Annotated in this window: 15 protein-coding genes; 6 read left to right on the top strand and 9 right to left on the bottom strand. The window is 74.4% G+C overall.

Translation table 11 applies throughout. The annotated features are described in order from the left end of the window. Nucleotide 1: 1 nt before the first annotated feature. On the bottom strand, nucleotides 2–496 hold the full coding sequence (locus ACFQW6_RS14600) for a MarR family winged helix-turn-helix transcriptional regulator (protein ID WP_378546538.1): 495 nt from the start codon (nucleotides 494–496) through the stop codon (nucleotides 2–4). A gap of 82 nt (nucleotides 497–578) precedes the next feature. Here ACFQW6_RS14600 and ACFQW6_RS14595 point away from each other — a divergent pair, with 82 nt between their 5' ends. Beyond that, nucleotides 579–1,406, top strand: coding sequence for a nucleoside hydrolase (locus ACFQW6_RS14595; RefSeq protein WP_378546535.1), 828 nt, complete (start codon nucleotides 579–581; stop codon nucleotides 1,404–1,406). A gap of 2 nt (nucleotides 1,407–1,408) precedes the next feature. On the opposite strand, the gene ACFQW6_RS14590 is transcribed toward ACFQW6_RS14595, so the two are convergent. Continuing rightward, nucleotides 1,409–1,585, bottom strand: a complete 177-nt coding sequence (locus tag ACFQW6_RS14590; RefSeq protein ID WP_378546532.1) for a hypothetical protein — start codon at nucleotides 1,583–1,585, stop codon at nucleotides 1,409–1,411. Nucleotides 1,586–1,688: 103 nt separating this feature from the next. After that, nucleotides 1,689–2,699: an agmatinase gene (gene speB / locus ACFQW6_RS14585; protein WP_378546529.1), complete on the bottom strand. Its 1,011-nt coding sequence runs from the start codon at nucleotides 2,697–2,699 to the stop codon at nucleotides 1,689–1,691. Between the two features lie 41 nt (nucleotides 2,700–2,740). Here speB and ACFQW6_RS14580 point away from each other — a divergent pair, with 41 nt between their 5' ends. Then, nucleotides 2,741–3,739 carry a formylglycine-generating enzyme family protein gene (locus tag ACFQW6_RS14580; RefSeq protein ID WP_378546526.1) on the top strand — a complete coding sequence of 333 codons (999 nt, stop codon included), beginning with the start codon at nucleotides 2,741–2,743 and terminating at the stop codon, nucleotides 3,737–3,739. 36 nt (nucleotides 3,740–3,775) lie between these two features. Here the strand turns inward: ACFQW6_RS14580 and ACFQW6_RS14575 are convergent, their stop codons facing one another. The 5 genes from ACFQW6_RS14575 to ACFQW6_RS14555 form a co-directional block, all read right to left on the bottom strand. Next, a complete protein-coding gene (locus ACFQW6_RS14575; RefSeq protein WP_378546523.1) occupies nucleotides 3,776–4,906 on the bottom strand; it encodes an SGNH/GDSL hydrolase family protein in 1,131 nt (376 codons plus the stop codon). Continuing rightward, complete coding sequence (locus ACFQW6_RS14570; protein ID WP_378546520.1) at nucleotides 4,903–5,481, bottom strand: TetR-like C-terminal domain-containing protein; 579 nt, start codon at nucleotides 5,479–5,481, stop codon at nucleotides 4,903–4,905. Before ACFQW6_RS14570 ends, ACFQW6_RS14575 begins: the two co-directional genes overlap by 4 nt. 61 nt (nucleotides 5,482–5,542) lie before the next feature. Beyond that, nucleotides 5,543–6,154, bottom strand: a complete 612-nt coding sequence (locus ACFQW6_RS14565; RefSeq protein WP_378546517.1) for a Dps family protein — start codon at nucleotides 6,152–6,154, stop codon at nucleotides 5,543–5,545. Nucleotides 6,155–6,196: 42 nt separating this feature from the next. Then, complete coding sequence (locus tag ACFQW6_RS14560; RefSeq protein ID WP_378546514.1) at nucleotides 6,197–6,661, bottom strand: DUF6328 family protein; 465 nt, start codon at nucleotides 6,659–6,661, stop codon at nucleotides 6,197–6,199. Nucleotides 6,662–6,760: 99 nt separating this feature from the next. After that, nucleotides 6,761–7,606, bottom strand: a complete 846-nt coding sequence (locus tag ACFQW6_RS14555; protein ID WP_378546511.1) for a DICT sensory domain-containing protein — start codon at nucleotides 7,604–7,606, stop codon at nucleotides 6,761–6,763. A 109-nt stretch (nucleotides 7,607–7,715) separates the two neighbouring features. Here ACFQW6_RS14555 and ACFQW6_RS14550 point away from each other — a divergent pair, with 109 nt between their 5' ends. Next, nucleotides 7,716–7,901 (top strand): hypothetical protein, encoded by a 186-nt coding sequence (locus ACFQW6_RS14550; protein WP_378546508.1) that lies wholly within the window; start codon nucleotides 7,716–7,718, stop codon nucleotides 7,899–7,901. 163 nt (nucleotides 7,902–8,064) lie between these two features. After that, nucleotides 8,065–8,238 carry a CsbD family protein gene (locus tag ACFQW6_RS14545; RefSeq protein ID WP_316376736.1) on the top strand — a complete coding sequence of 58 codons (174 nt, stop codon included), beginning with the start codon at nucleotides 8,065–8,067 and terminating at the stop codon, nucleotides 8,236–8,238. Here the strand turns inward: ACFQW6_RS14545 and ACFQW6_RS14540 are convergent. Continuing rightward, entirely contained in the window at nucleotides 8,228–9,400 is a 1,173-nt protein-coding gene (locus ACFQW6_RS14540) for a hypothetical protein (RefSeq protein WP_378546505.1), read from the bottom strand. The genes ACFQW6_RS14545 and ACFQW6_RS14540 overlap by 11 nt on opposite strands. Nucleotides 9,401–9,447: 47 nt before the next feature. Between ACFQW6_RS14540 and ACFQW6_RS14535 the strand changes: the two genes are divergently transcribed. Continuing rightward, entirely contained in the window at nucleotides 9,448–9,576 is a 129-nt protein-coding gene (locus ACFQW6_RS14535) for a hypothetical protein (RefSeq protein ID WP_378546502.1), read from the top strand. Nucleotides 9,577–9,642: 66 nt separating this feature from the next. Then, nucleotides 9,643–13,008: an exodeoxyribonuclease V subunit gamma gene (recC, locus tag ACFQW6_RS14530; RefSeq protein ID WP_378546499.1), complete on the top strand. Its 3,366-nt coding sequence runs from the start codon at nucleotides 9,643–9,645 to the stop codon at nucleotides 13,006–13,008.

Here is a 13,008-nt window from a genome sequence, read left to right as displayed (position 1 = left end):
CCTACTCGGCCCGCTCCGGGTCGTAGAGCGCGGTCATCCGGCCGTCGGGGTCGAGCCGGGACAGGAGCGCGTCGCCGATCTCCCTCAGCTGGCCGAGCTGCTCGCGGGTGAGCGGGTCGAGGACGTGCTGTCGCACGGTGTCGACGTGCCCCGGCGCGGCAGCGACCACCGCCTCCCAGCCGGCGGCGGTGAGGCGGGAGTTGGTGGCGCGGCCGTCCTCCGGGCAGGGGAACCGCTCGACCAGCCCGCGGTCCTCGAGGCGTCGTACAACGTGGGAGAGCCGCGGCAGCGTCGCGTTGGTGCGCTGGCCCAGGGCCGTCATGCGCAGGGTCCGGTCGGGTGCCTCCGAGAGCATCGCGAGCACGAGGTACTCGAAGTGGGTCATCCCCGACGCGCTGCGCAGCTGGGTGTCGAGCACCCCCGGGAGCAGCTCGACCACGGCGATCAGGCGCAGCCAGGCCTCGCGCTCGGTCTCGTCGAGCCACTGTGTCTCCATGGGTGGAGGTTAGCGTTCACTTGACGGGACAAGTCACGCGGCGGATGGATCTCCCAGCGCCTGACGCGTCTACCGTGGGCGCGTGAGACGGGTCGTCCTCGACGTCGACACCGGGATCGACGACGCGCTCGCGATCCTGTACGCCGTGGCGAGCCCTGCCCTCGAGCTCTGCGGCATCACAGCCGCGGTCGGCAACGTCGCCGCCGCGGTGGCCGCGCGCAACTCGGCGGCGGTCCTCGCGTGCGCGGGCGCGGTGAGCGTCCCGGTCGCTGTCGGGGCCACGCGCACGCTCGCCGGGGACGGCCCGCATGCCGGTCCGACGAACCACGGCCCCGACGGCCTGGGCGGCGTGCGCCTGCCGGCCGGGGCCCATCCGTCGTACGACGACCCGGGCGGCGTGCTGCGCGCCGCGGCCGCCGACGGGCCGGTGACCCTCGCCGGCCTGGCGCCGATGACCAACCTGGCGGGGCTCGCCCGCCTCGCCGACGACCTCCTGCTGGTCGCGGGCGAGCTCGCCGTCGAGGAGCCGCCCGAGCTCAACGCCGGACACGACCTCACCGCCACCGCCCGGGTCCTCACGAGCGAGCGACCCACGACGCTCTACGTCGCCGACGTCTTCGAGCGGGTGACGGTGGGGGTCGACGACGTCGACCGGCTGCGCTCGTCCGCCCGGCCGGCGGCCAGCCTCGCCGGCCGGCTGCTGGCCGTGCGTCGCGACCACCTCGTGGGCGACGCCGGGGCGCTCGTCCTGCTGACCCACCCGGACCTCTTCCGGCTCGAGCCTCGACGGATGGGGCTGGCCGATGGCCACCTCACCACGACGGGCGACGGCCGGCTGCTGGACGTCGTGGTCGACGTGGACGCAGCGGCGGTCGCTACGGCGTACGTCGAGACCCTGTTGTCGTCCTGAGGTCAGTGAGCGACCCGGCCGTGCCCCGCGTGGCGGGCAGTGGTGCCGCGCTGCTCGCGCGTCGCGCCCAGGAGGAGGGACAGGCCCATGCCCACGACGAGGAGGATCGCCATGGTGAGGAACACGAGCGCGGCGAGCGTGGGCGACCAGTCGTGCTGGGCGTACTGGTGGGTGAGCATCGGGACCTCCCGGACTCGAGGGTGTCCCTCCAGCATCCGCCTGCGGGCTCGTCGGCGTCAGGCCCGAAGGACCTGCGTGCCCTGCCGAGGGTCCCGGGCCTCCCTAGCGGTCGAGCAGCGGACGACCCGGGTCCCAGGTCGTGCCGTCGCGCTCGTCGCGCCGCTTGCGAGCGATCGCCGAGAGCGCCTCGAGGACCACCCGGTTGGCGAGGGCGGCGGTGATGTCGGCGTGGTCGTAGGGCGGGCTGACCTCCACCACGTCGATCCCGACGACGGGCAGCTCGAGGCAGATGCGGCGTACGGAGTCGAGCAGCTCGCGGGCGGTCAGCCCGCCGGGCTCCGGCGTGCCGGTCCCGGGCGCGTGGCCTGGGTCGCAGACGTCGATGTCGACGGAGAGGAAGACCCCCTCGCACTCGTCGGTCGCGATGCCGAAGGCCTCGGTCAGGCACTCCGTGAGCCCGCGGTGCACGATCTCGGTCATCTCGTAGGACCGCATGCGCTCCGCGGCCATCCAGTCGAGGGTCTCCGGACCCGGCCAGTAGCCGCGGAGACCGACCTGGAGGAACCGGTCGCCGCGCAACGCGCCCGACTCGATGAGCCGGCGCATCGGCTGGCCGTGGCCCCACAGCGATCCGAACTCGATGTCGCCGGTGTCGGCGTGCGCGTCGAAGTGGATCATCGACACCCGGCCGTGGCCCAGCACGTTGGCCACGCCCTTGGCGTCGGGGTAGGCGATCGAGTGGTCGCCGCCGAGCACGACCGGGATCGCGCCTGCGCGTGCGACCTTCTCCACGGCGGCCTCGAGCCGGCCGAGGGTGGTCTCGATGTCGCCGGGCGGGAGCTCGACGTCGCCGGCGTCGACGACCGTGAGGTCCTGCAGCGCGTCGGTGCGCAGCGCCAGCGAGGGCCGCGAGCCGTCGTGCGGCAGGTAGTCGGTCATCCGGATGGCCTGCGGCCCGAAGCGGGTGCCCGGCCGGTGGGACGTGCCCCCGTCGAAGGGTGCGCCGACGACCACGACGTCCGCGTCGGCGTACGTGGCCTCGTCGTCGAGGTCGCACGCCGGGACGCCGAGGAAGGTGATGTCGGGGCCGAACTGAGCGCCGTAGCGAGCCATGGGCCGACTCTAGGGTCTCGCGTCATGTGTAGCGTCCGACCATGACCACCGAACCGGCCTCCTGCTGCGCGCCGACGGCCGGCCGCACCGGCAGCGGCGCCCTCCCCGGTGCAGTCCCCGTCGCCGTCTCGTCGGAGGTCCCCCGCGGCGGGCGGAGCACCCGCGGCCAGGTCCGGATCCCGGGAGCGACGTTCTGGATGGGCGACAGCCACGGTGACGGCTACGTCGCCGACGGGGAGCGGCCCGTGCACGCGGTCCGCGTCTCGCCGTACCTCATCGACGCCAAGGCCGTGACCAACGCGCAGTTCGCGACCTTCGTGAAGGCCACGGGCCACGTGACCGAGGCGGAGCGCGACGGCGTGTCCGCGGTGTTCCACCTCGCGGTGCAGGCGGCACCGGCCGACGTCCTCCAGCGGGCCGCCGGCGTGCCGTGGTGGCTGGCCGTACGAGGCGCCGACTGGCGCCATCCGGCCGGACCGCGGTCGGACATCGGCGACCTGCAGAACCACCCGGTCGTGCACGTCTCCTGGCGCGACGCCCAGGCCTACTGCCGCTGGGCCGGCAAGCGGCTGCCGACCGAGGCCGAGTGGGAGCACGCCGCCCGCGGCGGGCTCGACCGCGCCCGCTACCCGTGGGGCGACGAGCTCACCCACGGCGGCCGGTGGCGCTGCAACATCTGGCAGGGCGACTTCCCCCGGCACAACACGCTCGAGGACGGCCACCTCACCACGGCGCCCGCGACCGCGTTCCAGCCCAACGGCTACGGACTCCACAACACCGTCGGCAACGTGTGGGAGTGGTGTCAGGACGCGTTCCGGCCGACGGAGTACGCCGACCGCGCCGCCGAGGAGCCCGTCGCCGACCCGGTCGCGGCGGAGCCGGACGACACCGCCGACGGCCTCGTCAGCCGGGTCATGCGCGGCGGGTCCTACCTCTGCCACGACAGCTACTGCAACCGCTACCGCGTCGCGGCTCGCTCCTCGAACACCGCCGAGTCCTCCTCGGGCAACATCGGCTTCCGCTGCGCCAACGACGCCTGACCGCGGCCTGCCTGCCCGCTGACCGCTCCCAGCCCCCTACCAGTCGCCGAGCGCCGCGAACCGCTCGCCGATGAGCCGGTGGGTGGCGGAGTCCGGGTGCAGGTTGTCGGGGAGCGGCAGCCGCTCGGCGTCCGCCGGGCCGTAGAGCGCGAGCCCGTCCACGTACGACAGGTGGGGGTCGTCGCGTCGCTCGGCCACCTCGGTGAGGACCTCGCGCACCACCTCGAGGGTCAGCGCCCCGCGCGCCACCGCCTCCGGGTCGCCGGTGGCGACGAAGGCGACCCGGCCCTCGGCGAGCGCCTGCACGTCGGGTCCGGTCGGTCCCGGAACGTTCTCGTGGATGCCGCAGAGGACGGGTGAGAGGAGGCGGATCGGCGTCGTCGGGTGGCCGTCGCGGATCGTGTCGAGCCAGCCGTGGACGGCGGGTCCCAGAGCGCGTCGGCGCAGCAGGTCCTGGTTGACCAGGTTGATCCCGATCTTGAGGCTGATCACGTCGGCCGGGGTGTCCCGGATGGTGCGGGCGACGAACGGGTCCAGCAGGGCACTGCCGCCGAGCCCGAGGTTCACGAGGTCGAGCCCGGCGAGCCGGGCGGCGACCACCGGCCACGGCTCGGTCGGGTGGACCGCGACGGAGCCGTGGCTGACGGAGCTGCCGTGGTGCACCCAGCGGGGGCGGTCGTCGGGCACCGGTCCCACGGGAGCGTCGGAACGGAGGGCGATCAGCTCGGTCTGCTCGTCGTGGGGGAGCCAGACCTCGACGTCCTTCTCGCCCGGAGTCAGCGCGATGACGAGGGTCGTCGGCTCGCCGGCGGTGAAGGTGCTGGCGCCGGTCATCATGTCGACGTCGAGCACGTTGCCGCCGGGGGCCTGCTGCCGGTCGACGAGCTCGCCGCCGACGAGCACGTCGTACCAGCCGTCGGGCCGCGCCGGCGCGCCGACGTAGCGCCTCTTGGTGGGCAGCACGTCGAGCTCGAGGCGGGTGGCAGCAGTGCGCAGCGCGAGGCGTACGCCGGCCGGCTGGGCCTCGACGAGGTGGAGCTGCGGGTCGTCGGACTGGCGCCGCGCCCACGCGGGCAGCCGGTGGGGCAGCAGGCCGCCGGCTGTGCGCTCGAGCTCGAGGGCGCCCTTCACGAGGGCGGCGAGGGCGTCGAGGGACGGGCCGGTCATCGGGTCTCCCAGGAGCGGAGGAGGGTGTCGAGGCCGTCGACCACGCGCTCCCACGTGTCGTCGGACGTCGGGACGGAGGGCCCGCCGTGGCTGAAGGCGCCGGCCGCGTCGAGCGCGGCGTAGCCGTGGAAGGTGGCCCCGAGCAGGCGCACGGCGTGGACCTCGTCGTCGCCGGACAGGGCGTATCCCCGCAGCGCCGCGCGCGACAGCTCGGCGTGGCGCGGGCCGGCACTGACGGCGGCGGTCGACGCGTCGAGCGGCAGCCGGGTGGCGGCGTAGCGACCGGGGTGGCGGCGGGCGTAGCCGCGCCACACGCCGCCGACCGCCGCCAGCGCGGAGCGTCCGCTGACCCCGGCCAGGGCCTCTGCGACGAGGTCGGCGGTCTCGTCCAGGGCCAGCAGCGCGACGCGGGTGCGCACGTCGGCGCCGCTGCGCACGTGCGTGTAGAGACTCGGGATGGCGACCCCGAAGTGCTTGGCGAGGGCGGTCAGCGTCACCGCGTCGAGCCCGACGTCGTCGGCGAGGTCGGCGGCCGCCTCCGCCACCCGGGCGCTCGTGAGCCCAGCGCGTGGCACGGCGGCTCCTTTCCTCATGCACTAAGGCCAAAACCTTAACACATGAGGATCGAGCGCGCGGTCACCGCTTCCGGGGGGTCCTCCGGGTGGCCTTCCGGGCAGCGCCGACCTCGTCCTCGGCACCGGCCGAGGACAGCGCGCCGCTCGTGCCCTGCAGGTGGGCGCGGACGAACCACTGGTACTGCTCGAGCTCGCCCGTCTGCCCGGTGAGCATGTCCTCGGTGACCGGGTCGTCGCCGACCGCGTCGATCGCCGCGCGGTGGTCCTCGATCACGCCGGTGTAGACGAGATCGAGGGCGGCGAGGTGGGCCGTGGTGTCGGCGCGGTGGAGGTCGTAGTCGTCCCACGTGCGGGCCGCGACCAGGGCGCCGGGGAGCCCGTTGGGCGGCACGCCGAGGGTGGACATCCGCTCGGCGAGAGCGTCGACCATGGCGCGCACGCCGTCGATCTGCGGGTCGAGCATCTCGTGGACGCCGATGAAGTGGGGGCCCACGACGTTCCAGTGCGCGTGCTTGAGGGTCAGCTGGAGGTCGTTGAGGGCGTGCACCCGCATCTGCAGGGCGTCGGCGACGGCGTGACCCGTCGTCGTGTCGAGTCCCGGGACCGTCAGCGGCGCGTCGGCGTCGCTGGTGACCGGGGACGTGCTGGAGGAACGTGTCGTCTTCTTGGCCATGCCACCAACCTAGGCTCGCGCCTCAACCCCCGCACCACCTCGTCAGCTGGTGTCCGCCACCCGCTTCGGCAGCACGAGCAGCAGGCCCGCGAGCACGACCACGGAGGCCACGGCGCCCGCGGCGGCCGCCTTCCGGTCGAAGACCATGTCGACGACGAGGAAGAAGATCCCGCCCATCAGCAGGGCGATCATGAAGAGGGCCACGCTCGTCAGCCGGTGGCCGGCCTGGACGAGCTGGGGCTTGGCGCCGGACTGGAACACGCGCCGGTGGATGGCGACCGGCGCCAGCATCACGCTGACGGTGGCGAACGACAGCGCGAGCAGTCCGACGTACCAGGCCCGCTGGAAGGAGTCGAGCTCCTCGAACCGCGACTGGAACGGAAGCGTGACCAGGAAGCCGGCGAGCACCTGGACACCGGTCTGGCTCACCCGGAGCTCCTGCAGCAGCTCGTTCCAGTTGCGGTCCGCCCGCTCCTGCGGGGTCTCGTCGCGTGCGTCGTCGACCATCCCTCCGACGCTACTCGCGGCGCGCCTCGCGCCAACCCCCTCACGGGTGAGCACCCCTGCAACGCGCGCTGGAGGCGTACGAGGGACCCGCGGCGTCCGTCAGTGCGGGTCGAGCTCGGCCAGGGCGCGCAGCCAGGTCCGGTCGGCGTCGACCGCGGACGTCGTCCGCACCGGAGCGGCCGCGTCGAGGAGCCGCGCCGCCGCCGGGGGTACGACGCCCCCGGCCGCGCTCACGACGCCCGCGAGCACCCGGCCCGCCGCCGTCGTCGCACCGCGGTGGGTGCTGATGATCGCCTCGTAGGTCGGCGGACCCTTCGCCGCAGGCACCTCCCAGGCGGCCACGAGGGCGGCGTACGACTCGCTGAGGCAGACCACGGCCCACTCCCGACGCAGCGGGGAGTCGCCCGGCAGCTGGCAGCGCACCGGTGCCGCGTCCAGGTCGGCGCCGAGGTCGGCGTCGCCGTCGAAGTCGGCCACGACCGCAGCCCATGCCGCGGTGCGACCGAGCTCCTCCCAGCGGTGCCGCGAGGACGCGTAGCGGTGACCGAGCTGGAACGCGCCCAGCACGACCGACCGGCCGCCGCGGGCCAGGCACTCGTCCTCGACCGCGTGGGAGGCGGCGATCAGCGCGCGCCGGTGCAGACGGAGGGGACGTACGTCGGCGGCGGCCTCCGCGGCGGCGAAGGCCGAGCGCTCCTCGCCGGCCTCCTGCGCCCGCACCACGGAGTCGATCGCGACCTGGAGCGGGAGCCCCGAGTCGCGCACCTCCAGCACCTGTCGCACCAGCGCCACGTCGGCGTCGGTGAAGCGACGGTGACCCGACGCCGAGCGCTCGCCGTGGGGGAACCCGAACCTGTTCTCCCACGTGCGCAGCACTCCCGGCGTCACGCCCGCGCGTGCCGCCAGCACGCCGATGCTGAACCCCTCGGAGACCCGGTCCGACACGTGTTCCTCCTCAGAAATGTTCTCGTCCGACCTTGCCAGACCTGCTCGCATAACTTATACAGGTGTGTAGAGGTTTTGTCCTCATCCACCCCCACCCCAGGAGAGTCCCATGACCGCCATGATCCTCATCAGCACGGCCGCCATCCTCGTCGCGATCGTCGGCTGCGCTGTCATCTGGCGCATGGACGCGCTCCGCGCCGACGAGATCGAGCACACCCAGCCGCCGGCCCCGCGCCCCACCAGCCCGCAGCTGGGCACCGCTGACGGCTCCCCCGCGTCGCTGCGATCGTCCTGACCCCTTCCAGGCCGCGGCTGACGACCCCGGGTGGACCGGCGCACGCCCCCGGCCCGGTCCACCCGCACGGGTGTGGTGTGCACCCACCGCCGTGGCAGGTTGGAGGACAGGACCACCTGGTCCGTACGGACGACACACCACCTTCAGCACAGGAGGAACGACGATGGGTCTGGACGACAAGTTCGACAACAAGACCGATGAGCTCAAGGGCAAGGCGAAGGAAGCCACCGGCAAGGCGACCGACGACGAGAAGCTCGAGGCCGAGGGTCGCGGCGACCAGGCCGGTGCCAACGTCAAGCAGGCCGGCGAGAAGATCAAGGACGCCTTCAAGAGCTGACGGGCGTCCCTGCCCACACGTGCCCACCGTCGCCCGCATCGGCGACGACCAGCACCTCGCCGCCGGCGGCCACCATCAACGTGTGGTCGCCGGCGGTCTGTGGTTCGAGGGGGACCTCGACCCGCTGCCACTCCCGCCCGTCGTCGGTGTGCCACAGCTCGTAGTGGTCACCGGTGCTGACGCTCGCCAGCACCCCGGCCGACGTGGTGGCCAGCGAGGCGACGTACGGCGCCCCACGCCAGGAGTCCGCGATCCGGCCGAAGTCCACGGGGTCGTGCCACCCGTCGTCGTCGCGCAACCACGCGGCGTACGCGTCGTCGCTGCGGCCCACGGCCAGCAGCCGCCCGTCGTCGAGCCGCGTCACGCGGTGCACGTCCTGCGCCCCGGCGGTCGCCGGCATCTCCTCCGGCGTCCAGGACAGGCCGTCGGACGAGGTCCAGGCGAGCGGGTCCGGTTCGAGGTGCCGGCCGGTGCGGGCGCCCCCACCCACCACGAGCCACTCCTCGCCGGTCCAGCCCGCACCCTGGGCGAGTGACTCCAGGTCGCCGTCGTCGGTCAGGCCGGGCTCGGCCTCGACCAGGGTGAACTCGCGCGGGTCGTCGGTGACCCACACACCGGGGCCCGACGTCCGGTTGCCCGTGATCAGCCAGCCGGCCGGGCCGCCCGCGATCGGGCCGACGTTGGTCGCGCTGACGCCGCCGTACTGCGTGAACACGGTGCGCACGTCGACCAGCGTGTCGTCGTCCAGCCAGAAGGTCGTCACCCGCGGGTTGCCGTGGGCCCCGCCGGACCTGGCCCCCACCGCGGCGATCCGGCCGCGCGAGCAGGCGATCGAGTTGAGGATCGCCCGGCGGCCCCAGTAGGTGCCGGCCTCGATCGGCACCGGCTCCCACCGCTCCCGGTCGCGGGAGAACCACAGCGCCGGGCGGGTGTCGCGGGTCTCGGTCGGCCGGTCGAGGAACACCGCACCGGCGACCCACCACCCCTCGCCGCACTCCACCGCATCGCGCACGACCGTACGACCGGCCGGGCCGGGGTGCGGGGGCAGCGCGTGCTCGACCCAGGTGATCTCGGTGCGCTCGGGCGGGCGCGGTTCGTCGTCGCACGCCACGAGCGGCAGGGCGCCCAGCAGCGCCACCGCGACGAGGGCCGGTCTGCGCACCCAGCGATCATGACGCATGGAAGGACCGGCGCTGGGTACGTCAAGGGATGCCCCCGGATCCCGACAAGGCAGACCCGACGAACCAGAGCGGTCGGCCGTGGATGGTCACCGCCGCGCCGATCGGCCTGCTCCTCGCCCTCGCGATCCTCCTGGTGGTCTTCTTCCTCGCCCGCTGACCGGGCCCGTCCACAGCTGACCGCGCCGCCCGTGCGGGTGTCGGTCGCCGCTCATAGGGTGGCGCCGTGACCCTGCACCTCCACGCCTCCGAGCGCACCGACGCGCTCGCCGACGGCCTCGCGGACCTGCTGGTCACCCCGCTCCCCGACCCGTTCGCGCGTGAGGTCGTCGTCGTGCCGGCGCGCGGCGTGGAGCGGTGGCTCACGCAGCGGCTCTCCCACCGGCTCGGCGTGGGCGCCCGCGGCGGCGACGGCGTGTGCGCCGGTGTCGACTTCGTGACGCCCCACTCGCTGGTGTCGATGCTGCTCGACCGCGACGCCGAGGACCCCTGGAGCCCCGACCGGCTGGCGTGGCCGCTGCTTGAGGTGGTCGACGAGGCGATGGGCACCCCCGGCTTCGACGACCTCACCCGACACCTCGGCGGCGGCGACCCCGCCGACGACCGCTCCGCCCGCCGCTACGCCGTGGCGCGCCGGCTCGCTGGCCTCCTCTCCTCCTACGCCGTCCAGCGCCCGCAGCTCGTCCGCGAGTGGCGGACGGGCGACGACACCGACGGTGCGGGCGGCCCGCTCGATCCCGACCTGCGGTGGCAGGCCGAGCTGTGGCGCCGGCTCGTCGTCCGCGTCGAGGCGCCGGCACCCGACCTGCGCCACGCCACGACGCTCGCCCAGCTGCGCGACGGCGCCGACGGCCTGGACCTGCCTGCCCGGCTCTCCCTGTTCGGCCACACCCGCCTGCCCGTGACCGAGGTCGAGCTGCTGCGCGCCCTCGGTGAGCACCGTGACGTGCACCTCTGGCTGCCGCAGCCCTCCCCCGCGCTGTGGGAGGCGCTGGCGCCGACGGCCGCCGCGGGGCCGGTGGCGCGCGCCGAGGATCGGTCCGCCGACCTGGTCGGGCACCCCCTGCTCGCCTCCCTGGGTCGCGACTCCCGCGAGCTGCGCCGCACGCTCGGCGACCTGCCGGCCGAGCAGCACCCCGCCGGCCACGCCGACCCGGCCACCCTGCTCGGCTGGCTGCAGGCCGACCTCCGCGCCAACCGGGCGCCCGGACCCGCCGAGCTGGCCAGCCGGGTGCGCGCCGGCGCCGACCTCTCGGTGCAGGTCCACGCCTGCCACGGGACCGCCCGACAGGTCGACGTGCTGCGCGAGGTGCTGGTCGGGCTCCTCGAGGACGACCCGACGCTCGAGCCGCGCGACATCCTCGTGATGTGCCCCGACATCGAGACCTACGCGCCGCTCATCTCGGCCGGCTTCGGCCTGGCCGACGTGGCCCGTGAGGACGTCGGGCACCCGGCCCACCGGCTCCGCGTCCGCCTCGCGGACCGGTCACCCGGTGCCACCAACCCGCTCCTCGGCGTCGCCGCCGATCTCGTCGAGCTGGCGGCCGGCCGGATGACGGCCACCGCCGTCCTGGACCTCGCCGCGACCGAGCCGGTGCGGGCCCGGTTCGGCTTCACCGACGACCACCTCGAGCGGATGGCGCGGTGGGTCGACCAGGCGGCCATCCGCTGGGGCTACGACCGCGACCACCGGGCCGCCTTCGGCCTCGACCTCGACGCCAACACCTGGCTCTCGGGCCTGCAGCGCGTCCTCCTGGGTGCGGCGATGTCCGGCGAGGGGCACCGGTTCGTCGGCAGCACGCTGCCTCTCGACGACGTCGGCGACGGCCACCTCGACCTCGTCGGCAGCTTCGCGGAGATGGTCGACCGCCTGCACACCTTCGTGCGCGCGGCCGCGTCGGCGACGTCGGTCGCCGACTGGACGACCGCCCTCGGCCGCGCGGTGCACGGACTCACCCTCAGCGGGTCCGACGACGCGTGGCGCGTCGCGCAGTTCGACCGTGAGCTGGCCCGCATCTCGGCCGGCGTCGGCGACCACGAGACCCGCCTGCGCCACGCCGACGTACGCGCCCTGCTGCGCCACCGGCTGCGTGGGCGGCCGACGCGGAGCAACTTCCGCACCGGCACCCTCACCGTGTGCACGATGGTGCCGATGCGCTCGGTGCCCCACCGCGTGGTGTGCCTCGTCGGCCTCGACGACGGCGTCTTCCCGCGTCTCGAGGCCGTCGACGGCGACGACGTCCTGGCCCGGCGGCCGATGACCGGTGAGCGCGACATCCGCTCCGAGGACCGGCAGCTGCTCCTCGACGCGATCGGCGCCGCGACCGAGACGCTGGTCGTGACCTACGCCGGCCGCGGCGAGCACACCAACGACGACAAGCCGCCCGCGGTCCCGCTCGGCGAGCTCCTCGACGCGCTCGACCGCACCAGCAGCGCGCCCGTGCGCGACGACGTGCTGGTGCACCACCCGCTCCAGCCCTTCGACGAGGCCAACCTGACCGCCGGTGCTCTCGTCGGCGCCCTCGACCGGCCGTTCTCCTTCGACCGCACGGCGCTCGCCGGCGCCCGGGCCGCGCGGGCCCCGCAGCCGGCACCGCGCTCGCTCGTCCCCGGGCCGCTGCCGCCGCCCGAGCCCGTGCGGGAGGTGACGCTCGCCGACCTCCACGACTTCTTCGCCCACCCCGTGCGCAGCTTTCTGCGCCAGCGGCTCCGCGTCACGACGCCCTACGACGTCGACGAGACCAAGGACGCCATCCCGATCACCCTCGACGGCCTGGAGAAGTGGGACGTCGGCGACCGACTGGTGCGCGACGTGCTCAGCGGCGGCGACCCGCAGTCCGCGATGCTGGCTGAGCAGCTGCGCGGGCTGCTGCCCCCCGAGGACCTCGGGTCGGCCATGCTCACCGAGATCGTCCAGCGGGTGCGCCCGCTCGTGGAGGCCGCGGTCCCCCTGCGCGCCGGGCCGGCCCGCACCCTCGACGTCGACATCGACCTCGGTGACCGCCGGCTGACCGGCACCGTCGGCAACGTCTTCGGCAACAACCTCGTCTCGGTGAGCTACTCCAGCCTGGGGGCCAAGCACCGGCTGGCCGCGTGGCTCGACGCGCTCGCGCTCGCCGCCGGCCATCCCGACGAGAACTGGACCGCCCACACCATCGGCCGCTGGGGCCGGTCCGGCCGCCGCGCGCTCGTCCCGCCGATGTCCGACGTCGACGCCCGCACCCACCTGCGCGACCTCGTCGCCATCATGGAGCGCGGCCAGCGCGAGCCGCTTCCCCTGCCGATCAAGACCAGCCTGGCCTTCGCGGAGGAGTTCAAGATCGGCGCGCAGGGACAGGCCGACCCCGACCTCAAGGCCAGCGCCGAGTGGGTGACCCCGCGGTTCAACGAGACCGGGTTCCCCAAGGAGGACGGCGACCAGTGGCACGTCCGCGCCTGGGGGGAGCAGGCCCCCTACGACCTGCTCGCCGCGCCGCTGCTGCTCGACGAGACCGACCGGGCGGACGACGGCCGGGCGCCGCACCGCCTGGGCCACTACGCCCTGCGCGTCTGGTCGCCGCTGCTCGCCACCGAGCTGGTGCGGGGGATCTGA

The organism is Nocardioides sp. GCM10028917 (assembly GCF_042666175.1).
Taxonomy (GTDB): domain Bacteria; phylum Actinomycetota; class Actinomycetes; order Propionibacteriales; family Nocardioidaceae; genus Nocardioides.
Note: the sequence above shows the minus strand (reverse complement) of the source record. Positions and strands in the feature narration are given on the sequence as shown.